This window comes from Clostridium sp. (assembly GCF_036639235.1).
In the GTDB taxonomy this organism is placed as follows: Bacteria; Bacillota; Clostridia; order Clostridiales; family Caloramatoraceae; genus Clostridium_AB.
The window spans coordinates 55,986-79,852 of the sequence record NZ_JAVWJB010000007.1; the positions used below are offsets into that span (position 1 = coordinate 55,986).

Annotated in this window: 23 protein-coding genes; 3 read left to right on the forward strand and 20 right to left on the reverse strand. The window is 31.7% G+C overall.

Annotation, left to right across the window (positions count from 1 at the left end; all coding sequences use genetic code 11):
* Position 1 precedes the first annotated feature (1 nt).
* The 11 genes from RR539_RS03485 to RR539_RS03535 form a co-directional block, all read right to left on the reverse strand.
* Complete coding sequence (locus RR539_RS03485; protein ID WP_332474347.1) at positions 2–790, reverse strand: phosphatidate cytidylyltransferase; 789 nt, start codon at positions 788–790, stop codon at positions 2–4.
* A 12-nt stretch (positions 791–802) separates the two neighbouring features.
* Entirely contained in the window at positions 803–1,564 is a 762-nt protein-coding gene (locus RR539_RS03490) for an isoprenyl transferase (RefSeq protein ID WP_332474348.1), read from the reverse strand.
* Between the two features lie 58 nt (positions 1,565–1,622).
* Positions 1,623–1,805: a hypothetical protein gene (locus RR539_RS03495; RefSeq protein ID WP_332474349.1), complete on the reverse strand. Its 183-nt coding sequence runs from the start codon at positions 1,803–1,805 to the stop codon at positions 1,623–1,625.
* Positions 1,805–2,359 (reverse strand): ribosome recycling factor, encoded by a 555-nt coding sequence (gene frr / locus RR539_RS03500; RefSeq protein ID WP_332474350.1) that lies wholly within the window; start codon positions 2,357–2,359, stop codon positions 1,805–1,807. The genes RR539_RS03495 and frr overlap by 1 nt, the downstream gene beginning before the upstream one ends.
* Before the next feature lie 17 nt (positions 2,360–2,376).
* Positions 2,377–3,090, reverse strand: coding sequence for a UMP kinase (gene pyrH / locus RR539_RS03505; RefSeq protein WP_332483435.1), 714 nt, complete (start codon positions 3,088–3,090; stop codon positions 2,377–2,379).
* A 122-nt stretch (positions 3,091–3,212) separates the two neighbouring features.
* A complete protein-coding gene (tsf, locus tag RR539_RS03510; protein WP_332473971.1) occupies positions 3,213–4,133 on the reverse strand; it encodes a translation elongation factor Ts in 921 nt (306 codons plus the stop codon).
* 68 nt (positions 4,134–4,201) lie between these two features.
* The gene (rpsB, locus tag RR539_RS03515; RefSeq protein ID WP_332473972.1) at positions 4,202–4,900 is read right to left on the reverse strand and encodes a 30S ribosomal protein S2; all 699 of its coding nucleotides are present in this window, start codon (positions 4,898–4,900) and stop codon (positions 4,202–4,204) included.
* A gap of 143 nt (positions 4,901–5,043) precedes the next feature.
* Positions 5,044–5,823: a GTP-sensing pleiotropic transcriptional regulator CodY gene (gene codY, locus RR539_RS03520; protein WP_332473973.1), complete on the reverse strand. Its 780-nt coding sequence runs from the start codon at positions 5,821–5,823 to the stop codon at positions 5,044–5,046.
* A gap of 254 nt (positions 5,824–6,077) precedes the next feature.
* Positions 6,078–8,171, reverse strand: a complete 2,094-nt coding sequence (gene topA / locus RR539_RS03525; protein WP_332473974.1) for a type I DNA topoisomerase — start codon at positions 8,169–8,171, stop codon at positions 6,078–6,080.
* A gap of 64 nt (positions 8,172–8,235) precedes the next feature.
* Entirely contained in the window at positions 8,236–9,297 is a 1,062-nt protein-coding gene (dprA, locus tag RR539_RS03530) for a DNA-processing protein DprA (RefSeq protein ID WP_332473975.1), read from the reverse strand.
* Between the two features lie 62 nt (positions 9,298–9,359).
* Positions 9,360–10,595: an NAD(P)/FAD-dependent oxidoreductase gene (locus RR539_RS03535; RefSeq protein WP_332473976.1), complete on the reverse strand. Its 1,236-nt coding sequence runs from the start codon at positions 10,593–10,595 to the stop codon at positions 9,360–9,362.
* 162 nt (positions 10,596–10,757) lie between these two features.
* Between RR539_RS03535 and RR539_RS03540 the strand changes: the two genes are divergently transcribed.
* Positions 10,758–12,287: a YifB family Mg chelatase-like AAA ATPase gene (locus RR539_RS03540; protein WP_332473977.1), complete on the forward strand. Its 1,530-nt coding sequence runs from the start codon at positions 10,758–10,760 to the stop codon at positions 12,285–12,287.
* A gap of 27 nt (positions 12,288–12,314) precedes the next feature.
* Here RR539_RS03540 and RR539_RS03545 read toward each other — a convergent pair whose 3' ends face one another.
* From RR539_RS03545 to RR539_RS03580, 8 genes are all read right to left on the reverse strand, one after another.
* The gene (locus RR539_RS03545) at positions 12,315–13,700 is read right to left on the reverse strand and encodes an aminopeptidase (RefSeq protein ID WP_332473978.1); all 1,386 of its coding nucleotides are present in this window, start codon (positions 13,698–13,700) and stop codon (positions 12,315–12,317) included.
* 12 nt (positions 13,701–13,712) lie between these two features.
* Complete coding sequence (locus RR539_RS03550) at positions 13,713–14,654, reverse strand: magnesium transporter CorA family protein (protein WP_332473979.1); 942 nt, start codon at positions 14,652–14,654, stop codon at positions 13,713–13,715.
* Complete coding sequence (locus tag RR539_RS03555; protein ID WP_332473980.1) at positions 14,654–15,214, reverse strand: 5-formyltetrahydrofolate cyclo-ligase; 561 nt, start codon at positions 15,212–15,214, stop codon at positions 14,654–14,656. The genes RR539_RS03550 and RR539_RS03555 overlap by 1 nt, the downstream gene beginning before the upstream one ends.
* An 8-nt stretch (positions 15,215–15,222) precedes the next feature.
* Positions 15,223–16,506: an ArsB/NhaD family transporter gene (locus tag RR539_RS03560; protein WP_332483436.1), complete on the reverse strand. Its 1,284-nt coding sequence runs from the start codon at positions 16,504–16,506 to the stop codon at positions 15,223–15,225.
* A gap of 16 nt (positions 16,507–16,522) precedes the next feature.
* A complete protein-coding gene (glpX, locus tag RR539_RS03565) occupies positions 16,523–17,494 on the reverse strand; it encodes a class II fructose-bisphosphatase (RefSeq protein WP_332473982.1) in 972 nt (323 codons plus the stop codon).
* Complete coding sequence (mobA, locus tag RR539_RS03570; RefSeq protein ID WP_332473983.1) at positions 17,494–18,111, reverse strand: molybdenum cofactor guanylyltransferase; 618 nt, start codon at positions 18,109–18,111, stop codon at positions 17,494–17,496. Before mobA ends, glpX begins: the two co-directional genes overlap by 1 nt.
* Before the next feature lie 282 nt (positions 18,112–18,393).
* Positions 18,394–18,822: a YaaR family protein gene (locus RR539_RS03575; protein ID WP_332473984.1), complete on the reverse strand. Its 429-nt coding sequence runs from the start codon at positions 18,820–18,822 to the stop codon at positions 18,394–18,396.
* Between the two features lie 259 nt (positions 18,823–19,081).
* Positions 19,082–19,876, reverse strand: a complete 795-nt coding sequence (locus tag RR539_RS03580) for a hypothetical protein (RefSeq protein ID WP_332483437.1) — start codon at positions 19,874–19,876, stop codon at positions 19,082–19,084.
* A gap of 173 nt (positions 19,877–20,049) precedes the next feature.
* On the opposite strand from RR539_RS03580, the gene RR539_RS03585 reads away from it, so the two are divergent.
* The gene (locus RR539_RS03585) at positions 20,050–21,519 is read left to right on the forward strand and encodes a nicotinate phosphoribosyltransferase (RefSeq protein WP_332473986.1); all 1,470 of its coding nucleotides are present in this window, start codon (positions 20,050–20,052) and stop codon (positions 21,517–21,519) included.
* A gap of 22 nt (positions 21,520–21,541) precedes the next feature.
* Here the strand turns inward: RR539_RS03585 and RR539_RS03590 are convergent, their stop codons facing one another.
* Entirely contained in the window at positions 21,542–22,831 is a 1,290-nt protein-coding gene (locus RR539_RS03590) for a hypothetical protein (RefSeq protein ID WP_332473987.1), read from the reverse strand.
* Positions 22,832–23,004: 173 nt separating this feature from the next.
* On the opposite strand from RR539_RS03590, the gene RR539_RS03595 reads away from it, so the two are divergent.
* Positions 23,005–23,850, forward strand: a complete 846-nt coding sequence (locus tag RR539_RS03595; RefSeq protein WP_332473988.1) for a DegV family protein — start codon at positions 23,005–23,007, stop codon at positions 23,848–23,850.
* The last annotated feature ends 17 nt before the right edge of the window (positions 23,851–23,867 follow it).

A 23,867-nucleotide genomic window follows, 5' to 3' on the forward strand; every position in this document is an offset into this window, starting at 1 on the left:
ATCATCCTATAAAAAATATTATATAACAGTATACTACTGGTGTAGTAAAAAGTATGCTATCAAATCTATCTAAAATTCCACCATGACCTGGCATAATTCTACCGTAATCCTTTACAGATGAGTATCTTTTTATAAGTGATGCTGATAAATCTCCTATTTGAGATATAATAGATGCAACAATTGCTAGTATTATAATTCCTATCCATGTAAAAGGTACATTAGGACTAAAGTATCCCCAAAGTGTAACCCCTACAATACTTCCTAATATTCCACCTATAGATCCCTCAATAGTTTTCTTCGGACTAACTCTTTCACAAAGCTTATGTTTTCCAAATGATCTACCTGTATAATAGGCAAATGTATCACAGAAAAATGATATTAAAAGAACTAGCCAAATAAGGCTACTACCATATTCATGGCCTCTTATAGGAATTAGTAGAACGAAGAAATTTACAATATATACAAAGCCTGTTATTGTAACTGCTGATGAAATAACATCATACTTTTCGAGAAAAATAGGAAGTGCCATTGAAGCAATCACAACTAGATAAACTACTAAATAACTATATTCTATAAGATTTAAAAATACTAAACTAAATGTTATAACATAACCAATTCCAAGAATTGGCCACATAACATGTATATTAGATGGTTTATATACCCTTGTATATTCATAAATTGCAATACAAGTAATAATAGCTATAGATATATCAAAAATATATCCTCCACTTATTACTACAAAGAACAGTATAGGAAGTGCTAACAGCGCACTAATTAATCTTGTATTCATAGTATCCCTCTTTTATTTTTTTATTCCGCCAAATCTTCTATCCCTTTTTTGGTAGTCATAAATAGCATGATATAGGTCTGAAGATGTAAAATCTGGCCAATATATATTAGAAAACCAAAATTCACTATATGCAGATTGCCATAATAGGAAATTACTAAGTCTATATTCCCCACTTGGTCTTATTATTATGTCTGGGTCTACCATATTTTTTGTGTATAACCTACTTGAAAACTCTTCTTCAGTAATTTTGTCAGATAAAAGCTTACCATCCTTATAGTCATCTATAATACTATTAACAGCAGATAGAATTTCATGTCTTGAACCATAATTAAGTGCTAAATTAAGTGTAAGACCAGTGTTATTAGCAGTAATAGCCTTTGCATTAACAAGCTCGTCTTGACATACCTTAGGTAGCGCTGTTATATCACCAATAAAATTAACCACAACATTGTTTGAATTAAGCTCCTTAACTTCCTTTTTTAAGTATTCTACTAAAAGCTTCATCAAACTATTAACCTCCTCAGGAGGTCTCTTCCAGTTTTCAGTTGAAAATGCATATAAAGTTAAGTATTTAATTCCTATATTTGAAGAGGTTTTAACAATTTCTCTTATTGTTTCAACACCAGCTTTATGTCCCATACTTCTCGGAAGGCCTTTTCTTTTAGCCCATCTGCCATTTCCATCCATTATTATAGCTATGTGCTTTGGTATATTATTCATATCTAAATCTTCAACTTTTATATCTGAATTTTTCTTGAATAAATTGAAAAACATAAACTTTAGCCTCCGCGTAAATGTTAATATATAGTCAAAAACCCCTTATATAAGGGGTTTAAAATAACGAATAATATATAATTAATTCATCCTTTTTTTCAACCTTAATTACTCTCTTATCATCGCCTAATATATCTTCCTTAGGACTAAGAATCTTAATAAAAGAGGCATTAGGGTATGTATCTTGTATAAGGCCCTTAGCTTTATCTAAAGTTAACCCTAAAAGGTTAGATACCTCCATTATACTGTAAGTATCTCCTTTTCTTTAGCTTCAACAAGCTTATCAATTTCCTTAACAAAGTTGTCAGTTTTCTTTTGAACTGTTTCTTCAGCTGACTTAACTTCGTCTTCTGATGCACCATCTTTCTTAAGTGACTTAAGTTTGTCATTTGCATCACGTCTAATTGATCTTATAGCAACCTTAGCATCTTCTCCATGCTTTTTAACAACCTTAACAAGGTTCTTTCTTGTTTCTTCAGTAAGTTCAGGAACTAGTAGTCTTATAACTGTTCCATCATTTGTTGGATTAAGTCCTAGATCAGACTTTTGTATAGCCTTTTCTATTTCCTTCATAGCTCCCTTATCCCATGGCTGAATAACGATCATTCTTGCTTCTGGAGTTGAAACAGACGCAAGTCCTGCAACTGGAGTTGGTGTTCCGTAGTAATCTACTACAACTTTATCAAGCATTGAAGGGTTTGCTCTACCAGCCTTAAGACCTTGCAGTTCTCTAACAAGGGCGTCAATTGATTTTTTCATCTTATTTTCTGTTGAAGTTAAAACTTCCTTAATCATATGGATAACCTCCTAAATTAATCGTTGTTTACTATTGTTCCTAAAACTTCACCAGTAATAGCCTTAAGGATATTGTTTGGCTCATCTAGGGAAAATACTATAATCGGAATATTGTTTTCCTTACATAGGGCTGTTGCTGTAGCATCCATAACCTTAAGATCCTTCTCTAACACTTCCTTAAAAGTAAGCTTATCAAACTTCTTAGCATCCTTATTTATGTTAGGGTCAGAATCATAAACTCCGTCTACCTTTTTAGCAAGTAGTATAACCTCTGCCTCTGTTTCAGCAGCTCTAAGTGCAGCAGCTGTATCAGTAGAAAAATATGGATTACCTGAACCAGCAGCAAAAATAACTACTCTCCCCTTTTGTAGGTGTCTAACTGCTCTTCTTCTTATAAATGGTTCCGCCACTTCTTTCATTTCGATAGCAGTTTGCACTCTAGTATGAACTCCCATTCTCTCAAGAGAATCTTGTAGTGCTAGTGAGTTTATACATGTTGCTAGCATTCCCATATGGTCTGAAGTAGTTCTGTCCATATTTACTCCATTTCTACCTCTCCATATATTTCCGCCACCAACAACAACTGTTACTTCAATACCCAGCTCTACTAGATCTTTTACTTCACCTGATATTCTATCTACAACTTCAAAATCAAAACCATGACCTTTTTTTCCAGCTAGTGATTCACCACTTAACTTTAGCATTACTCTCTTATATCTTGGAGAATTCATAGTTATTTAACCTCCGATTATAATTTAATATTTATATTCTACATTCTTTAGTAATTTCCTTTTCAAAAAAAGAGAACACAGGTGTGTTCTCTTTTAAGTTACATAATTAAGTATAAGAAAGATTATTTCTTAAGACCTGCTTGCTTCATTACTTCTTCAGCAAAATCTTCTTCCTTCTTTTCGATTCCTTCACCCTTTTCAAGTCTTGCGAATCTAACAACCTTTATATCTGAACCTTGCTCTTTAGCCTTACTTTCAACAAACTTAGTGATTGTGAAGTCTTGATCTCTGATCCAAAGTTGCTCTAGAAGACATACTTCCTTGAAGTACTTGTTAATTCTTCCTTCAACCATCTTCTCAACAACCTTTTCTGGCTTTCCATCATTAAGGGCTTGTTGTCTGTATATTTCTCTTTCCTTGTCAAGAACGTCTTCTGATACAACTTCTCTGTTAAGGAATAGAGGGTTTGAAGCTGCAACTTGAAGTGCAACTTGCTTAGCTACGTCAGCAGCAATTTCTGTCTTAGCTGAATCAACTTCAACCATAACAGCAATTCTTCCACCACCGTGAATGTATTGAGCAAGAACACCTTCAGTTTCGAATCTTTCGAATCTTCTAACTGACATGTTTTCTCCAAGCTTAGCAATAAGTGCTGTAACTGCATCTTGAACTGTAATGTTCTCGTCTGCAATGTACTTTTCAGCTAAAAGTTCTTCTACTGTAGCACAAGTTGATATAGCAGCTTGCTTAGCAACATTCTTAGTAAGCGCCATAAACTCATCATTCTTAGCAACGAAGTCAGTTTCACAGTTTACTTCAGCAACTGCACCTCTTTTTCCGTCTTCAGTAATGAATGTTTCTACAAGTCCTTCAGCAGCAACTCTTCCAGCCTTCTTAGCCGCAGCAGCTAGACCCTTTTCTCTTAGGAATTCGATAGCTTTTTCCATATCTCCTTCAGTTTGAACAAGAGCCTTCTTACAGTCCATCATTCCTGCTCCAGTTCTTTCTCTTAGTTCGCTAACCATTTTTGCAGTAATTGCCATGTTAATTTCCTCCCTTATGTTAACAAAGGTAAGGGAAGGAAAACCCTTTACCCTTACCCATTATATTATTATTCAGCTACTTGCTCGCCTTGTCTTCCTTCGATGATCGCATCAGCAATCTTTCCAGCGATAAGCTTTACAGCTCTAATAGCGTCGTCATTTCCAGGAATTACATAATCAACTTCATCTGGGTCACAGTTTGTATCTACTATACCAACAACTGGGATTCCAAGAATCTTAGCTTCTGAAACAGCGTTCTTCTCTTTTCTTGGGTCAACAACGAATAGTACGTCTGGCGTTCTAGTCATGTTCTTGATACCACCAAGGTTCTTTTCAAGCTTTTCCATTTCAAGCTTAAGCTTGATAACTTCTTTCTTAGGTAGAAGATCAAAAGTTCCATCTTCTTGCATTTTTTCAAGATCAGTTAGTCTCTTGATTCTGTTTCTGATTGTCTTGAAGTTTGTTAGCATTCCTCCAAGCCATCTTTCGCTTACAAAGTGCATTCCGCATCTTACAGCTTCTTCCTTAACTGAATCTTGAGCTTGCTTCTTAGTACCAACAAATAGTACTTCGCATCCATCTACTGATGAATCCTTTACGAAATCATAAGCTTCTTCCATTTTCTTAACTGTCTTTTGAAGATCGATGATATAGATACCATTTCTCTCTGTAAAGATGTATTCTCCCATCTTAGGGTTCCATCTTCTTGTTTGGTGTCCAAAGTGTACACCTGCTTCTAGTAATTGTTTCATTGATATTACTGACATTTTTTGCACCTCCAGGTTATTCCTCCGTCACAGTCATTTTCCTCCAAAAACCTTACGGCACCTTCGAAGAAATTATGTAACGTGTGTAATTTTCCTTACAAAGTATAACACATATTTTTTTGCAAGGCAATAAAAACTCTATTTTAGTTTTTTAGTTTTTCTAGTTCTTCTAATAATTTGTCATTAAGTATCTTAATATGAGTTCCCTTCATTCCAAGAGATCTTGACTCAATAACACCAGCACTTTCAAATTTTCTAAGTGCATTAACGATAACAGATCTTGTAATACCTACTTTATCTGCAATCTTACTTGCTACTAATAATCCCTCGTTACCATCTAACTCACTAAAAATACGTTCAACAGCTTCAAGTTCTGAGTATGAAAGAGTTCCTAGTGCTAACTGTACAACAGCTTTCTTTCTAGCTTGCTCTTCTATCTCTTCATTTCTTGATCTAATAATTTCCATACTTACGATTGCTGCACTATATTCTGCTAAAACAACATCTTCATCTGTAAAGTCTTTTGAGTATCTTGCTAAGATTAATGTTCCTAATCTTTCACGGTTACCTATAATCGGAATAATAGTAATTGTTTTATTACTATTAATATCTTCTTCATATGAATTAAATACTGTATATTCTTTATCTTTAATATTAGCCTTTGTTTCTGTTAATTGTAATAACATTCCATTATACTCTTCATGGAACTTGTTGTCGCTTAATAATTTGTCTCTAACTAATTCTGCCTCATATTCATCATTAATACCATGACCTAATATTTTACCTTTTCTACTTGATACATATACGTTGCATTCAAGTACATCACTTAATGTATCACATATATCTGAAAATAATACTGGCTCCATAGCCGTTTTTTGCAGTATTTTATTTAGTCTTCTTGTTTTTTCTAAAAGAGTCGTCATAACTTAATTACCTCCCTATAAACAAAATATTGTTTCTTATATTTATAAATTGACGAAATTCTAACACTTAATTGTTATTTTGCTGCCTAGTAATTCTTAATACATTTTAATAGTAATTGCTAAAACGTTCCCAAAACATTTAATATTTCAATTAGTAATTATAACAAGTCCTATTAAACTTATCACATTAACTTAAAATTATCAATAACAATCCTTCAGTAATATTTAAATTCATAAGAGAGTCAATTTAAAGTTTATTCAGAAACTTTATCACTAGCAACTTCTTCTTTAACAACTTCTTCATAATCTTTGTTATTACAAATAAGTTTAGTTTCCTTTTTTGTTGTCTTTTCATATAGCACTTCACCACAAACTGGGCATTTCTTAGCTGTTGGTTTATTCCAGCTAACAAAGTCACAGTCTGGATATCCACTACATCCGTAGAATACTCTACCCTTCTTGCTTCTTCTAACAACCACCGGGTTTTCACACTTAGGACATGGAACATCAATTTCTTCAAGTATTGCTTTAGTGTTTTTACACTCTGGATAATTCGGACAAGCTAAAAACTTTCCAAATCTACCTTTTTTAATAACCATATTTTCACCGCATTTATCACATAGAACATCACTAACCTCAACAGGCTCTTCAAGACTTATTTTAGCTATTTGTTCCTCAGCTGTTTTAATAAGTTCTTCAAGTGGTGAGTAGAAATTACCTACAACCTCTCTCCACTGCTCTTCACCTGCTTCAATTTCATCAAGCTTTCTTTCCATGTTTGCAGTAAACTCTACATTTACTATGTTATTAAAATACTCGATCAATAATTCTGTTACAATTTCTCCTAGTTCTGTAGGAGCTAATGTTTTTTTCTCTCTTTGTACATATCCTCTATCAGTAATTGTACTAATAATTGGTGCATAAGTACTTGGTCTTCCTATTCCATTTTCCTCAAGTGTCTTAACAAGGCTTGCTTCAGTATATCTAGCTGGAGGTTGAGTAAAGTGCTGCTTTTTATCAACATCTTTTTGACTAAGAGTTTCACCCTTTTCTATATTTGGAAGCTTTTTAGCCTCATCATCCTCTTCAACTTTATAGGTACTTAAGAACCCTTGGAACTTCAGTGTACTTCCTGTTGATTTAAATGAGTATTCTCCTACTGTAATATCAACAGAAACTGCACTAAATATCGCATCACTCATTTGACTTGCTATGAATCTACTCCAAATTAAGTTATAAAGTTTATATTGATCATTGGTTAATGATTCTTTTATTTTATCAGGACTTCTCATTGCTGAAGTTGGACGTACAGCTTCATGGGCATCCTGTGAACCACCCTTTGACTTATAAACCCTTTCTCCCTTGTAAAGATAATCTTCTCCAAGTTCTTCAAGTATAAATGCTTTAGCTGCCTCTTTAGCTTCATCTGAAAGTCTAGTTGAGTCTGTTCTCATATATGTAATAAGACCCACAGTTCCTTCACCTTTAATATCTATACCTTCGTAAAGCTGCTGTGCAACTGACATTGTTTTTTTAGTTGTAAAGTTAATCTTCTTATATGCCTCTTGCTGAAGTGTACTTGTTGTAAAAGGAGCTGGTGGCGTTCTTTTTCTTTCACTATGTTTAACTTCTTCAACAACAAAATCTTTGCCATTAATAGCTGTCAGTACCTTATTAACATCTTCCTCACTATCAAGTGGCATTTTAGTCTTGCCTATTCCATGAAATTTAGATTCAAAGCTTCCACCTTTTGATTTTAGGTTTGCAGTTAACGACCAGTATTCCTTAGGAATAAATTCATTAATCTCTTTTTCCCTATCTGAAATAAGTTTAACCGCAACTGACTGAACTCTTCCTGCACTTAATCCCCATTTTACTTTTCTCCATAAAATAGGACTTATTTGATATCCAACCAGTCTATCAACTATTCTTCTTGCTTGCTGTGCATATACAAGATTAGTATTTATCTTTCTTGGATTTTTTATTGCAGCTTTTACAGCTGTTTTAGTAATTTCGTTAAATTCTATTCTTATATTATCATCATCACTAAGTCCTAGTGCATGTGCTAAATGCCATGATATCGCTTCCCCTTCCCTATCAGGGTCGGTAGCTAGATAAACCTTAGTGCTTTTCTTGGCTTCCTTCTTTAAAGTACTAAGGATTTCTCCCTTTCCTCTAATTGTAATATATTTTGGTTCATAGTTATTCTCAATATCAACGCCAATTTGACTCTTTGGAAGGTCCCTTACATGTCCCATAGACGCATGGACTTTAAAGTTTTTCCCTAAAAACTTTGCTATGGTTTTAGCCTTGGCTGGTGATTCAACTATAACTAGGGACTGAGCCATATTAACACCTCCGAATTTTCAATATAATAAGTGTATTATAATGAAAGAAATATATAAAATCAAGTTAACACACACTATATGTGTTACCATACACCCTTTTTATAAGTCTTGTACATTCCATTTTAGTAAGTATACTTATAAGTTTATGTCTTTCCATTGAAGACTTTAAAAACAGATCTTCAAAGCTTAATTCTTCAATAGTAAGTACACTTAGAATTCGCTTTTCTTCTGTTGACAAATTCATATCATAGGAAACAGGTTTATTTAATTCAATATCGAAATCTTCTAATATATCTCCTGGGTCTAAAACAACCTTTGCACCTTCTCTAATTAAACTATTAGTTCCACAGCTATTCTTAGATGTAATATTACCTGGTACTGCATATACTTCCCTTCCTTCTTGAAGTGAAAGTGCCGCAGTAATTAGAGATCCACTCTTTTGCGCAGCTTCAACAACAACAGTTCCTTTACTTAACCCACTAATAATTCTGTTTCTTTCAGGAAAGTGTGTTTTAAATGGTATTACCTCCGGAAAGTACTCACTAATAACAGCTCCATTTGATTCTATCTGATCATATATGTGACTATTAGTTGATGGATATCTATGCATATGGCCACTTCCAATTACTCCAATTGTTTTTCCGCCACCTTCAATTGCACCAATATGTGATGCTGCATCTATTCCTAAAGCTATACCTGAAACCACTGTTAGTCCGTGTTCACTTAAAGTTTTGGATATACTACGAGCAGTATTTTTCCCATATTCACTAGCACGCCTAGCTCCAACAACTGCAATGCAGTTGTTAAAGTTAACTTCTTGCCCTTTAATAAACAGCCCAGTTGGAGGATTAAATGTATTTCTCAAATATTCAGGGTATTCTTTATCCCCAATAAATATAAATCTAATCTTCTCCTTCTCTAAATACTTAGCAACATTATTATAATAGTCAGGATTTTTACTAGTTTCTATAGCCTCTATATCCTTACTACTAAGGCAGAGCTTTAATAGCTTTTCGTAACTGTAGCCATATAGTGAATTTAAGTTAACTCCTTCATCTATAAGTTGCAGCTTAACATTCTTATCAACATTAACATTAGTAAACCATAGTTTCCTTAATAAATCCATACCAATTCTCCTTAAAGATTATTAGTATGATTCTTATCATAATTAAATGTTTTTATACAATCTTATGAATTTGTTGCATTTAGTGCAGCAACATATGCTGAGGACCATGCCCACTGAAGATTAAATCCTCCACAATCTCCGTCAATGTCAAGAACCTCACCTGCAAAATATAACCCTTCTTGAATCTTTGACTCCATTGTCTTTGGATTTATATCACGAACATTTACTCCACCAGCTGTTACCTGAGAAAATTCCCACCCTGTTGAGCCTGTTACCTTAAATGTCCATTTCTTTAGTAGTGAACACATTTCATCTATTTGTTTATTTGATAACTCATTAGATGGTCTAGTAATACCTTCAATTTTTAGGTCTTTCAATATTGTAGGTATTAGCTTCTTATTAATAAGACCTACAAGTGAAAACTCTATTGATTTATTATGTGAATTCTTAATTCGCTTTTTAAGAATTTCACTTAATTCAGCATGACTTATGTCCTTAAACATATCTACCTCAATATTACACTGGCCACTTTCATCTAAAACTTTTAGAGCATCTCTACTTAAATTCAAAATAGGTGGACCTGATATACCATAGTCTGTAAAGAGTATTTCTCCGTTTGAAGTGTTAATTTTTTTCCCATTTGATATTACACTAGCACTTCCTTGGAACTTAACTCCTTTAATTGACTTAAGATTGCTATAATCTAGTTTAATTTGTACAAGTGCTGGGAAGGGTTCTACTAAAGAGTGACCTAATTCCCTAGCTAATTTATATCCTAAACCAGTAGAACCAAGCTTTTGACAAGACTTCCCACCTGTACAAATAATAACTTTATCAACAGAATAACTTCCTTCATCGGTTATTACTTTAAATCCATCCTTAATACTTTTAATATTTGTGACCTTTGAGTTAATCCTCTCACTAACACCTAAATACTCCAGTTCATGTCTTAAAACGTCAAGTATACTTGATGCCTGATCGCTATAAGGAAACACTTTTCCCATGTCTTCAACTTTACAATGAACACCAAGATCTTCAAAAAAATCAATTACCTTCTTTGAAGAAAACTCTCTTAAGGCTGATAGTGCAAACTTAGGGCTTTGTCCATGATATCTTGAAATATCTATATTAATATTAGTAATATTACATCTTCCATTACCTGTTGCAAGTATTTTCTTGCCAACCCTATCAAGCTGTTCAAACATAAAAATACTTGCACCAAATCTTGCTCCGTATATAGCTGCAGTTAATCCTGCTGCACCTGCACCTATAATACCTATTTTAACTTTTCTATCCATTCATACACCTCATAAGCTTTGTTCATTATGCTTCATTATACTAGTATGTTTTTAATATCGTCAACAAATTGTAGAAAAATCAAGACTATTAATAACTTTAATAATACTAAATGTTATAAATAAAAATTTTATGACTATACTCTAAACTAAGGAGTTGTTGTTATGATTAGTTCAATTAATTCAATATCACTTCATGGCATTGACGGATATACAATCTCAGTAGAATCAGATGTTCAAAATGGTATCCCTATATTTAATATGGTAGGATTACCGGATGCTGCTGTTAAAGAATCTAAGGAAAGGGTCCGCGTTGCTATTAAGAACTCTGGATACGACTTTCCACTTGCTAAAATTCTAATAAACTTTGCACCTGCCCACCTTAAAAAAGAAGGTTCACATTTTGACTTATCTATTGCTATTGGAATCCTCCACAATATAGGAACTATTAAAGATTTTAACTCAAAAGAATCCGCCTTTATTGGAGAGTTATCATTAGATGGTTCTATTAAACCTATAATTGGAGTGCTTGCAATGGTGCTCTCAGCTAAGAATCTAAATATTAAAAATATATTTATTCCATATGATAACTTAAAAGAAGTGGAATATGTAGAAGGTATTAATATATTTCCATGTAAAAAGCTAATAAATGTTATTGAACACCTTAATGATACAGAATATATCTCAAAGCTAACCTCTAATGACTTTAACCTTATAAACAGTGAATTATTTAATGACTTTGCTGATGTTAAAGGGCAAACCTTTGCAAAGCGTGCCTGTGAAATAAGTGCTAGTGGCAACCACAATATACTTTTTATAGGGCCACCTGGAACAGGTAAAACAATGCTTAGTAAATGTATGCCTTCTATAATACCCCCTTTAAGTAAGGACGAAGCTATTGAAGTTAACAGTGTGCACAGCATAACCGGTGCATTTTTAGACAGCAAATCCCTTCATAAGGCTATACCATTTAGAAGTCCACATCATACTGCTTCTATTAGTTCAATTATAGGTGGAGGTGTATCCCCTATACCTGGAGAGGTTTCTCTTGCACATCTTGGTATATTATATCTTGATGAAATGCCTGAATTCAAAAGGGAGGTAATAGAGGCCCTTAGAGACCCTATCGAGTCTAAAACTGTCACAATATCCAGGGTTAAAGGAAAATATACCTATCCCTGTAGATTCTTGCTTATTGGATCTATGAATCCCTGTAAGTGTGGATTCTACGGATATCCTTCAGAGCAAAAATCCTGTAGGTGTAATGACTATGAGATCAAAAAATATCTATCTAAAATCTCAGGTCCTATTTTAGATAGAATAGATTTGCATATATCAGTTGAAAATATTAAATACAAAGAAATTATGTCTATTAAACCCGAAGAGTCCTCATCTGAAATCTTAAAAAGAGTAACAAAATGTAGAGAAATACAGATAGATAGATTTAAAAACGATGGGATACAGTATAATTCTCAAATGCAAAGCCACCATATTAGAAAGTACTGTAATTTATCCAAAGAAACAAATTCATTCCTAGAATCCGCATATAATAGCCTCTCACTAAGTAGTAGATCCATTAATAAAATAATAAAAATCGCTAGAACTATAGCAGACCTTGAAGAGGGTCTCGATGTTACAATCGATAATATTGCAGAGGCTCTTCAGTATAGATACTTAGATAGGAATATAATTTAAGCCTAGGGCGTTGCCCTAGGCTTTATTTTAAGCTTCTATTAAGAAAGCTTTATATGCACGGTAAGTTTCATAAACATCTGCCTTACTTGATATTTCAAATGGAGCATGCATACTTAAAAGTGCTACTCCGCAGTCTATAACTTCCATACCATATTGAGCTAGTATGTAAGCAATAGTACCTCCGCCTCCTTGGTCAACCTTACCAAGTTCAGCTGTTTGCCAAGTAATATTGTTTGAATTAAATATTCTACGTAGCTTTGCTACAAATTCTGCATTAGCATCATTACATCCGCTTTTTCCTCTTGAGCCAGTGTACTTTGTTAAAACTACGCCCTTACCCATAAATGCAGCATTGTTTCTTTCAAGCACTGACTTATACATAGGATCCATAGCAGCTGTTACATCTGCTGAAAGCATACTTGAATTTGCAAGTGATTTTCTTAGATTAAGCTCTGAATATACTGAAAGTTTATCCATAACCTCTGCAACGATATTCTCAAAGAATTTTGATTCCATACCAGTTGCACCAACACTTCCAATCTCCTCTTTATCAACAAATAATGAAACTACAGTCTTAGCTGGAGCTTCTATTTCAAGAATAGCCTTAAGTGAAGTAAATGCGCATATTCTGTCATCTTGACCATATCCCATAACCATACTTCTATCAAGCCCAACATCTCTTGACTTTCCAGCTGGTACTATTTCGATTTCAGCACTTACAAAATCTTCTTCAACTATTCCATACTTCTCATTAAGTATCTTTAAAATATTTGCCTTAACCTTGTGTTTTGATTCACTATCTTTTAGTGGAATACTTCCAACTAGAATATTTAAATCTTCTCCCTCAATACCCTTTGCTAGTTTTTTCTCCATTTGATTAGATGATAGGTGAATTAAAAGATCTGTAATATAAACAACAGGATCTGATTCATCTTCCCCAATAACTATGTTAACTTTTTCGCCATTTTCTTTAATAAATACACCATGTATAGCTAGCGGTATAGTAACCCATTGGTATTTTTTAATTCCACCATAATAATGTGTTTCAAATAAAGCAAGCTCTTCATCTTGATATAATGCATTAGGCTTAAGATCTATTCTTGGAGAATCAATATGTGAACCTAATATGTTCATACCATCTACAATTGATTCACATCCAATAGTAAATAATACAACTCCTTTATGCTTATTAATTGCATAAACCTTATCTCCAGCTTTTAATGAATCATATTCATTAAGCTCTTTATATCCTGATGTTTTAGCTAAAGATACAATTGTATCAACTGATTCTCTTTCAGTTTTAGATGTGTCTAAAAACACCTTATATTCTTCATTTAAGTTCATTACTTCTTTAATTTGCTCCTCAGTTGCATTTGCATAGAAGCTTTCATATGTTTTTTCTAGTTTATTCATTACGGCACCACCTTAATCCATCCAGTTTTTATTCTTAAAATATATAAATAATACAATAGATACTAAAACCATAACTATAATTACGTAAAGATAACCATAATCCCATCTATACTCAGGAATTTTAAAGTTCATACCATATATTCCTGTTATTAAAGTTAGAGGGGAAAATATCATTGCGATTATAGTAAATAGCTTCATAAGTTCATTTGTCTTATTAGCCATTTCGGTTTCAAAAGCTTCCCTAACAAGGGCTGTATATTGTACTAGACTCTCAAGTGAAAGCATTAATTTATCTATTTTAGAGTTTATATTCTTAAAGTTTCCTAATACATCCTCATCAAATATATTGTTTTCATTTGTAATTAAGTCATCTCCAACATATCTTAACGGTGCAACACTACGCCTTAAGGTATGAATTTGATGTCTTAAATGTATTAATGCATTAAGAAACTGTTTATTTGCATTTTTTAGTATATGTAATTCTAAATTATCTGCTATTTTTTCTAGTTTGGTTATTATTTCATAATCAGTTAGTATTATTTTATCTAGAATGTAGTAAAGCAGCTTTGATGGAGAACTTTTCGAGAAAAATGCACTGTTTTTACATGTTGTAAGATCATTCTCAAGCCTTGTTAAAACCTTAGCTTCATGTTCTGTAATTGTAACTATAAACTTATTGTTTAAGAACACAACTAAATTATCTGAAGAAAGCTTACCTGCATCATAGTTCATAGATAAAAGAGACACTAGTGTGTATCTATCAAAAAACTCTACCTTTGCATTTTCAAGTTTCTTAATACACTCCTCATGTGTACAGATGCTTATATCCATGTATTTTTTAAGAATATCACATTCATCAAATGTAATATTAAACCAATAAAAACAGTCTAAATTTAGATTAATTTCTTCTTCACTTATTAACTTACATTCTCCATCTAGGGCATATATATTCATTATTCATCACCAGTTTTTATTATACCCCTTTCAGTGATAATATAATCCATAGCAATATCATGACTATCTGGATATGCATTATCTGTTACCTGAACTTCAAAGCAAACTCCTACTTTTATTCCTTTATAATCCTTTAAAAATCTATCATAGTATCCTGCACCATAACCGATTCTAAATCCATTTCTATCAAATCCAACCCCTGGTACAAATACAATATCAAGTTGATTTTTCTCAGCTAAATTATCAGGTTTCGGCTCTAGTATACCGTAATTTCCCTCTACAAGATCACCAAGACTCTTTATTATACAAGGTAGAATTACACTTCCATCTTTTATTGACTTTGGAAGCACAACCATCTTACCTTTTTCAAATCCATTATTAATAACATCATCTGTTAAAACTTCATTTCTAAATGCGTAATAGGTCATAAACGTTTTACTGTTTATATACTTGTCCCATTTTAAAATATGACTATTAATAAGGCTGCTTAATGATTCTACCTCATTAATTGTTAAACTACTCCTATCTTCAAGTAGTTTTTTTCTAACTTCCTTTTTCATATTGCACCTCACATTAACGCTAAAACTATAAGTCCAATAATTAAAGGTATTGTAATTACCTTTAATGAGGTTATTGTATAGTCTTTAAAGCTTATATTAATACCCCTTTGTTTTAGAATATTAAGCCACATTATAGTCGCAAGTGAACCAATAGGTGTTATCTTTGCACCTACATCACTTCCTATAACATTTGCATAGGAAATAATCTCCTTAGTTGATTCAAGTAAGTTACTATTATCTATTGCAATAGAACCTACCATAACCGATGGCAAATTATTCATAAAACAAGCTGTTATTGTTGATATTATACCATATATTAATGAAATTATAATGGATGATTTTGTATTTAAATATTGAAGTACTCCCTCCATTACATGGTTTAACCCATTATTATATAACCCATATACAATAAGGTACATTGAACATACAAAAATTAAAATACTCCAAGGTGCCTTTGAAAATACGCCCTTTAAGTTAATAGTCTTTCTTATTTTACAATGAATATATAAGGCTATAGCTCCAAGTGACGATATTATAGACACCTCTATATTATAAATTGACCCTATAAAATACCCACATACAACTAAGAATAGTATTAATACCCCTGAATTAAATAATGTCCAATCTTTAACCTCATCATCAGGATTTAATATTTTTATTTGTGTAAATTTACCCGTAAGTTCTTTTTTAAAATTAATATACATTGTTATTGAAACAGCAATTATAATTACTATTCCAGGTATTATCATCTTACTGAAATACTCTGAAAATCCAATCGATAGAGTATCTACAGCAACAATATTTGCTAAGTTACTAACAACAAGTGGTACACTTGCAGTGTCCGCTATATAACCACATGCAAATAAAAATGGTATAGTCTCCTTATATGAAAACCCGATACTTTTCATAGCTTCATATATAATTGGAGTTAATATTAGTATTGCACCGTCGTTATTAAAAAATATACTTATTAAAGATCCAAGGAAAATAATATTAATAAAAAGTTTAACCCTACTTCCCTCTGATGTAAACACAACAGTGAGGGCAGCCCATCTAAAAAATCCTATTTCATCAAGTAAAATCGATATTATCATAATAGAGATTAATGAAAGTCCTGCATTCCATGTATTTAAAAACACATACTTAATATCATCTAAACTAACTAACCCTAAAAAAAGTGAGACTATAGCAAGTATTAATGGATATATCCATTCCTTTTGGTTAAATGGTCTAATAAATATACAAATAATGCAAACAGCTAAAATTATGCTTGAAAGTAAAAATCCGTCCATTATTTTCTCCTAAATTCTAGTCAAGTTTCAACATAGTCTTATCAAGATTATGTGTTGCCTCAACAAATCTTATAGTACCGTTAAGTGATCTCATAACAAGGGATTGAGTTATAGCCTTATGCTCTTCATACCTAACTCCTTTTAATACCTCACAACTTGTAATTGCAGTTGCTGCAAAATACACATTATCTGATAATATTAAATCATCTTGAGTTAATACCTTATTAATATCAGTTATCCCTGCTCTTTTACATATATTAATTTCATTCTCATCTTGTGGAAGTAACTTACATTGAAGTCCGCCACCAATACACTTAAGAGCAGCAGCCGCTAATATCCCCTCTGGTGCGCCACCTGAACCTACTAACATATCTATACCTGTAAACTCAAAAGCAGTTGCAAGTGCTGCTGCTATATCACCCTCAGCAAATACCTTAACCCTAACCCCTGCGTCTCTAGCTTCTTTTATAATATCTTCATGCCTAGGTCTATCTAGAATCATTATAGTAATTTCTGAAACATCTTTATCAAGTGCTTTAGAAACTCTACTTATATTCTCTGTTAGAGATAAGTTTATATCAATTGCATCCTTTGCCATAGGACCTACTGCAATTTTTTTCATATATACCTTTGGCAGCTTTATTATTCCACCTGTTTCAGTTAAAGCAATAGCTGATATAGCATTCTCTCTCCCTTTAGCAACAAGCTGTGGTCCGTCAACAGGATCAATAATTACATCTACTTTTTCTTGTCCGTCATCCCACATTCCAACCTTTTCACCACTATAAATTATTGGGAGTTTTTTCATATCACATTCCCCTATTACAATCTTCCCCTTTAGTGGTAATAAGTTAAATGCATGTCTTGCTCCATCTACTGCAACCTTTTCTAGGGTACAGGCATCACCTTTACCAAGGTATTCTGAACACTGTAATGTAGCTGATTCTGTAACTCTTATAAGTCCCATTGCTATGTCTGTATTTTTCATTACTCTCCCACCTTTTTCTTATTATTTATATAGTTAGTATAATCTAAAACATCTTCTTTAGTATTTAGATTATAAAACATCCTAAAATCATTGCTAAAACTTCTAGCAATCTCCTCATCTATATAAAGAGTATTATTCTCTTTTAAGAAGCTATAAATACTCCTTCTATTAGAATCTAAATACTCCTTTATTTTATGCGCTAAATCTTTAGAATAAAACGAATTAAAGGGTTCTATCCAATTTTCATATCTTGTAACGCAGGCCACAGAGCTTAAATCACTTTCAATTTGTTGTTTCATATATTCTATGTATTCATAATTAATTATTGGCATATCACATGCAATAAAATATACAAACTTACTTTTAGCATAGGTAAGACCTGTATAAATACCAGATAAAGGTCCCATACTTTCAATAATATCAGGTGATACATAATCAAATATGTTTAATGTATTCTCCTTATTTGTTATTAATATTACCTCACTAAAAGCATTTCTAAGTTCATGAGTTAATTTTTCTAAAAGGCGCATATCATTTATTACTAAATCCTTTTTATCAAATCCCATTCTTGAGCTCTTTCCACCCGCTAAAATTACTGCGGTACCAAATTTATTCATATTAACCTTCCTTTTAATGGATATGTTGACTATATTCTAAACTAATCTATAATATAATTTGTGGATACTTTTATTTTATTTAAAATATTGCATTATGTAAAATAAAATATAATATAATGAGGTGTGTAAATGGCAAGCAGAAAAGAAAAACGTGAAAAGATGATTAAGATTGTAACTATAGTTGTTTTAGTATCATTTCTATTAAGCCTATTTCCAGCTGTAGCTTCACTACTTTAATACATAAATAAAAAGAGGATGAATTAATTCATACCTCTTTTATTTTTACTTATAAATGTCTACTAAAAGACCTCTGATTTCAGAGATTCTGCTAGCAAGCTCAATACTTTCTTGCTGATTACTAATTAGATCTTTAGTTAAGGCATCTAGCTTCTCGTCAATAACTTCAATTCTAATATGTACTCCATAACTATATGGACCTGTTTCTTTCTTTAGAATATAAATATTTTTAACAATAAGTTCTAGGTATTCCTTTATTTTTTCTTTATATTCCCTAGCATCTTCTACACTTCTAGTTGATATTAATTTCTTTCCTACTCTATCTATATCATTAATCATAGCATCAAGTTGTACAGTTACTTGTTCTTTATTTGCAGAATCTAATATATTTGAAAAATTAGCAATCGATTTTGACTTTGAACTACTTGCTTTTCTTGCTATAGTTGCTTTCTTCTCTAACCCTGATATTCTCATATAGCATCCTCCATAATTAAGTATGTATTTATTATATACCATAAGATAATATATGTACTAGTTATCGTAATAGATGGTAATACTTTATATCTTATGTTTTGTGTTATTTAGTGATTATGCTTATTATTTATAAGTTATCAGTTATGATAATGTTAGTTAAGATATAATATTCCGTAAAATAATATAGGATCTAACAGTCCTATTTACTTAATTAAAAAGGCTGCTGACAAAATAAAGTGTCAGCAGCCTCAATTGCATTTTAGTTAGCTTTTTTTATATGTTCATAGAAATATAGATATCCCTTATTATACTTTAGTAAAGGAACTCCTAAATTTTCCATTCTTCCTTCGCTAATAATAGAGTTAGCTTTTGCAATTTCATCTTTAATTAACATCATATTCTTACACTCACCAGTAATAATGATTTTAATATTATCTTCATAAAGTAAACTTATATTGAAATCATCAACGCTTTTCCACTTACTTAATTTATCACATATTACTAGTATATTAGAAATTAGTTCACTATCAAATTTTACTTCTAAAAATTTTCCATGTTCTACTCCGTGTATATTATTCTTTATTCTTGGGTACTGCATGTTATATGTAATATATTTTAAGTACTCTATTCGCTCTTTAAGAGATTCATCTATAGTAAAGTCAAAATGAAATGCCTTATTTAAGGTTGTTCCCTGTTTAACTACAAAACTAATCATCACTTCTTTTTCTTCAATAATTCTATCTAAAAGACTTCGGTCTTCCTGACAAAATACATCAAAAACAAAATCATATGAATATCCATATTCAGTTAGATTTATCTTAAATACAAGTCCCAAATTATGCTTATCAACATATACAGACTTTTTAGCCTTAAGTATTCCCATTACATCTTCATTTGAACATAAACAACAATAATTAACCTTTTCACTCTTATCTATATATGAGAATGTTTTTTTATTGTTAAATGCTTTATATAAAAATTCATAATTATTTTTAGGTAAATAACTAAATATCTGACTTGTTGGCATTTCCTTGCATTTACTTGCAAAACTCAACACAATCCCTCCACATTCAATAAATTTTTCCACATAATAAGAATATTATACTATTTTCTTTAGTTAAAAAACATAGAAATTTAATATGTTGCTAATTTTATGATAGAATATATATTGTACTAATGATTTTAGGGCATACTATAAGTCTAATACATACTACAAGGAGAGAAATAATGTCGTACAAAATAGATTGGAAGGAAGATAGAAACCTTACCCTTTTAGTTGATTTCTATGAATTAACAATGGCTAATGGATTTCTTAAAAGTGGCGTTGGGAATAAAATAGCTTATTTTGACCTTTATTTTAGAAAAGTTCCAGATAACGGAGGATTTTGCATATTTGCAGGACTTCAACAACTAATAGAATATCTGAATAACATTAACTTTTCCGAAAATGATATACAATATCTTAAATCTAAAAATATATTCGATGAAGAATTTTTAGATTATCTAAGAACATTTAAATTTGAATGTGATGTCTTCGCTGTTCATGAAGGCACACCTGTTTTTCCAAATGAACCTTTAGTTACAGTAAAAGGACCAGTTATGCAGGCTCAATTTATTGAAACAATGATGCTTTTAACAATAAATCACCAAACTCTTATAGCAACAAAAACTAATCGTATAGTTAGAGCTGCTCTAGGCAGAAGTGTTATGGAATTTGGATCAAGACGTGCTCAAGGTTATGATGGTGCTATCTTCGGCGCTAGGGCTGCCTATATAGGAGGATGTTCATCTACAGCATGTACAATTGCTGAAAAAATGTTTGGAGTTCCAGCAGTAGGTACAATGGCACATAGCTGGGTACAATTATTCGACTCAGAACTAGAATCTTTTAGAGCATGGACACGTACATATCCTGAAAATAGCCTACTCTTAGTAGATACATATAATGTTTTAAAGTCTGGGGTTCCAAATGCTATAAAAGTCTTTAAAGAGGAACTTTTACCTCGAGGAATTAAACCTCTTGGAATTAGAATTGATAGTGGTGACATAACTTACCTAACAGAAAAATCACGTGAAATGCTTGATAATAACGGACTTGAAGACTGTAAGATAGTAGTATCTAATTCACTTGATGAATATATAATAAGGGATGTCTTAAGCCAAGGAGCTAAAATAGATTCATTTGGTGTTGGGGAAAGACTTATCACCTCTAAGTCAGAACCTGTATTAGGTGGTGTATATAAACTTGTTGCTCTTGAAGAGAATGGAGAAATAATACCTAAAATTAAAATTAGTGAAAATCCTGAAAAAATTACTACTCCAGGTTTTAAACAAGTATATAGATTATTTGATAAGGTTACAAACAAAGCAATTGCTGACTTAATAACCTTCCATGATGAGGTAATTAATGAAAGTGAACCTCTAGAAATTTTCCACCCTATATACACATGGAAAAGAAAAAAAGTGGAAAATTATTATGCTAAAAAATTACTTAATGAAGTATTCATTAAGGGAAAATGTGTATATACTTCTCCAACTACTAAGGAAATTAGAGAATATGCACATAATGAAATCTCATGTTTATGGGATGAGGTATTAAGATTCGATTATCCTCATAAATACTATGTTGATTTATCACATAATATTTGGGATATGAAGCACTCACTACTTAAAAAACATAATCTTAAATTCAGATAAAAAACCAGCATTTATGCTGGTTTTATTTGTCTATTAAATTAAGTTTTTTAGTGTAATTACCTTCTTCACCTTTAAACTCAAGCTTCCTACAACATATAATTAGGTGGGTAAGTATCTTTTTTGCTCTGCTACTTTTCATTTCTGCCCTCTCATATCCATATGATAAAACCTTATATGCATCCTTATACTTACTCTTAAGAATTAAAATCTGACCTAAATAATCTATCATAGTTGAACTTTCGCCAAAAACAACTATAAAATCTAAAATTTCACTTTCTAGATTTGAATAATTCTTATTCTTTAAAAGTGTATCAATACGTTTAAGTCTATATTTTAAGTATGCTTCACTTTCAGATGATAGTAACTTCAATATTATTGATCCAATTAAAGTTAAGCTATATGTCTGATCATTTACTTTTTTAACCATTCCAAGTCCTACAAATAATACATCAAATATAAGTTTATTTCTAGAGCTTTCAAGGAATCTAGATAGTCTATAACTGTTATTACATACAACTAGGTAACCCTCTTCATCTATACTATAATTTAAAATGTTAATATCCTCATCTAATTGAAATATACTGCTAACTGAAGATATTGCTTTTAAAATATATGGCTTATCAAGCTTAATAGAATCAAACCAAATTGCTTCATAAATAAAGGCATACAATATACCTGCGTATCTTTCCTCTGGTTCAAGTCTTAGTATTGCTCTCCCCTTTTTCGTTGTAACCATTCTCTTTCCCTTATATGTAATAAATTCTATTGACTTTAAAAGGTCTATAACCTCAGGTGCAGCTTCATTTTCGTACTCCTCATCAAGAACATTCTCAATATCACGAAGCAGTTTAATTTCATTAGTGTTAATATCTTCAAGTACCCTAACTATATTCTGACTTATTCTATTCTTAGTGATTTTTCTAATATATTCACGTGTTCCATCCTTTTTCCCTTTTATAGCTTCATACTTATCAAGATAATATTCTTTGTTTGTGAAAATTCTTCTGTAATATGCAATCTTACCACCCTTTATAATCTTATTAATCTTTAAGTATTCTGTAAGATTCAAAAATGCATCTAAAATTAATCCAATTCCACTTTTGCCGCCAAGATCATTATCTATAACTTCCGTAAGATCAGTAAACTCTTCAAATGCATATATGTCGATACTATCAAGATCCTTACCCTGAGGACTTAATACAGTGTTTAAAAAAGTTCTCATAACCTTAATATTATAATCTACTTGGCTTTTCTCTAAGTTTATACCTTCCATATAGCTTCTAAACCCATCGATTATGTATGTACTTGACATATTAGCTATCAACTCCTAAAATATTTATTATTTTTATTGTTACCAATATTGTCTTTTTAAAACATAAATTAAATAATTTCTTTAATTTTTCCCTATTTTCAATTGATTATCTTGTTAAAGAATCACCTTAGTTGTATAATTAGTTTATCTATGTATTAATCGGAGGTTATGCTATGGAAAAAATTGCACTAGTTACTGATAGTTCATGTGATCTTTCTAATGAACTTATTATAGAAAATAATATAAATATAGTTCCTCTTAGAATTTGTTATAGCCATGGAGACTATAAAGATGGTATTGATATAACAAGTAAAGAGATCTATGATAACTTTTCAAAGGAAATTCCATCAACTTCAATGCCATCACCAGGTGACTTTCTAGCGACTATTGAAAAAATCAAGGAAAATGGATATACACATTGCCTAGTTGTTGCTATTTCTAATGGTCTAAGTGGTACTTTTAGTATGATGAAATCTCTTTCTGAAGAAATTGAGGGTATTAAAATCCATATTTTAGATTCAAAACTCTTATCTAAGGGACTTGGAATGGTAACTCTTGAAGCTGCTAGACTTATTAGTCTTGGTAATTCATTTGATACTATTATAGAAAAGCTTAATGACTATAAGGAAAAGACAAAACTATTCTTTACTGTAGATACACTTGAATATCTACAAAAAGGTGGTCGTATAGGTAGGGTTTCTGCTACTTTAGGTACTGTTTTAAACCTAAAACCTATAATATCTATTGCGGAGGATGGTAAATATTACACTCATACTAAGGCAAGAGGTAGAAAAAACTCTCTTGATAAGATGATTGAGCCATTAATGAAGTTCTTAGATACTTCAAAGGCTGATGTTTCTATTCTTGACGGAATGGCAACCGAGGATGCTCAGTACCTATATAATAAGGTTAAGGAACATCCAAATGTTAATTCAATTATGATTACTCAAATTACACCATCACTTGTAGTTCATACAGGTCCTGGTTCAATTGGGGTTGCATACGCACCTTGTGTATAAAAAAAGGGATACTGTTT

Bases quoted from the DNA above. Each gene is read 5' to 3' on its own strand.
- RR539_RS03545 (WP_332473978.1), bottom strand. From the start codon at position 13,700: ATGAATAAACTAGAAAAAACATATGAAAGCTTCTATGCAAATGCAACT.
- dprA (WP_332473975.1), bottom strand. From the start codon at position 9,297: ATGGATTTATTAAGGAAACTATGGTTTACTAATGTTAATGTTGATAAG.
- tsf (WP_332473971.1), bottom strand. From the start codon at position 4,133: ATGGCAATTACTGCAAAAATGGTTAGCGAACTAAGAGAAAGAACTGGA.
- RR539_RS03590 (WP_332473987.1), bottom strand. From the start codon at position 22,831: ATGTCAAGTACATACATAATCGATGGGTTTAGAAGCTATATGGAAGGT.
- pyrH (WP_332483435.1), bottom strand. From the start codon at position 3,090: ATGAATTCTCCAAGATATAAGAGAGTAATGCTAAAGTTAAGTGGTGAA.
- RR539_RS03535 (WP_332473976.1), bottom strand. From the start codon at position 10,595: ATGGATAGAAAAGTTAAAATAGGTATTATAGGTGCAGGTGCAGCAGGA.
- RR539_RS03555 (WP_332473980.1), bottom strand. From the start codon at position 15,214: ATGAAAAAGGAAGTTAGAAAAAAACTACTTGAAGATAGGAGTAGTTTA.
- glpX (WP_332473982.1), bottom strand. From the start codon at position 17,494: ATGAAAAATACAGACATAGCAATGGGACTTATAAGAGTTACAGAATCA.
- rpsB (WP_332473972.1), bottom strand. From the start codon at position 4,900: ATGTCAGTAATATCAATGAAACAATTACTAGAAGCAGGTGTACACTTT.
- RR539_RS03490 (WP_332474348.1), bottom strand. From the start codon at position 1,564: ATGTTTTTCAATTTATTCAAGAAAAATTCAGATATAAAAGTTGAAGAT.
- frr (WP_332474350.1), bottom strand. From the start codon at position 2,359: ATGATTAAGGAAGTTTTAACTTCAACAGAAAATAAGATGAAAAAATCA.
- codY (WP_332473973.1), bottom strand. From the start codon at position 5,823: ATGACGACTCTTTTAGAAAAAACAAGAAGACTAAATAAAATACTGCAA.
- RR539_RS03595 (WP_332473988.1), top strand. From the start codon at position 23,005: ATGGAAAAAATTGCACTAGTTACTGATAGTTCATGTGATCTTTCTAAT.
- RR539_RS03585 (WP_332473986.1), top strand. From the start codon at position 20,050: ATGTCGTACAAAATAGATTGGAAGGAAGATAGAAACCTTACCCTTTTA.
- RR539_RS03560 (WP_332483436.1), bottom strand. From the start codon at position 16,506: ATGGACGGATTTTTACTTTCAAGCATAATTTTAGCTGTTTGCATTATT.
- mobA (WP_332473983.1), bottom strand. From the start codon at position 18,111: ATGAATAAATTTGGTACCGCAGTAATTTTAGCGGGTGGAAAGAGCTCA.
- RR539_RS03575 (WP_332473984.1), bottom strand. From the start codon at position 18,822: ATGAGAATATCAGGGTTAGAGAAGAAAGCAACTATAGCAAGAAAAGCA.
- RR539_RS03485 (WP_332474347.1), bottom strand. From the start codon at position 790: ATGAATACAAGATTAATTAGTGCGCTGTTAGCACTTCCTATACTGTTC.
- RR539_RS03540 (WP_332473977.1), top strand. From the start codon at position 10,758: ATGATTAGTTCAATTAATTCAATATCACTTCATGGCATTGACGGATAT.
- RR539_RS03550 (WP_332473979.1), bottom strand. From the start codon at position 14,654: ATGAATATATATGCCCTAGATGGAGAATGTAAGTTAATAAGTGAAGAA.
- topA (WP_332473974.1), bottom strand. From the start codon at position 8,171: ATGGCTCAGTCCCTAGTTATAGTTGAATCACCAGCCAAGGCTAAAACC.
- RR539_RS03495 (WP_332474349.1), bottom strand. From the start codon at position 1,805: ATGGAGGTATCTAACCTTTTAGGGTTAACTTTAGATAAAGCTAAGGGC.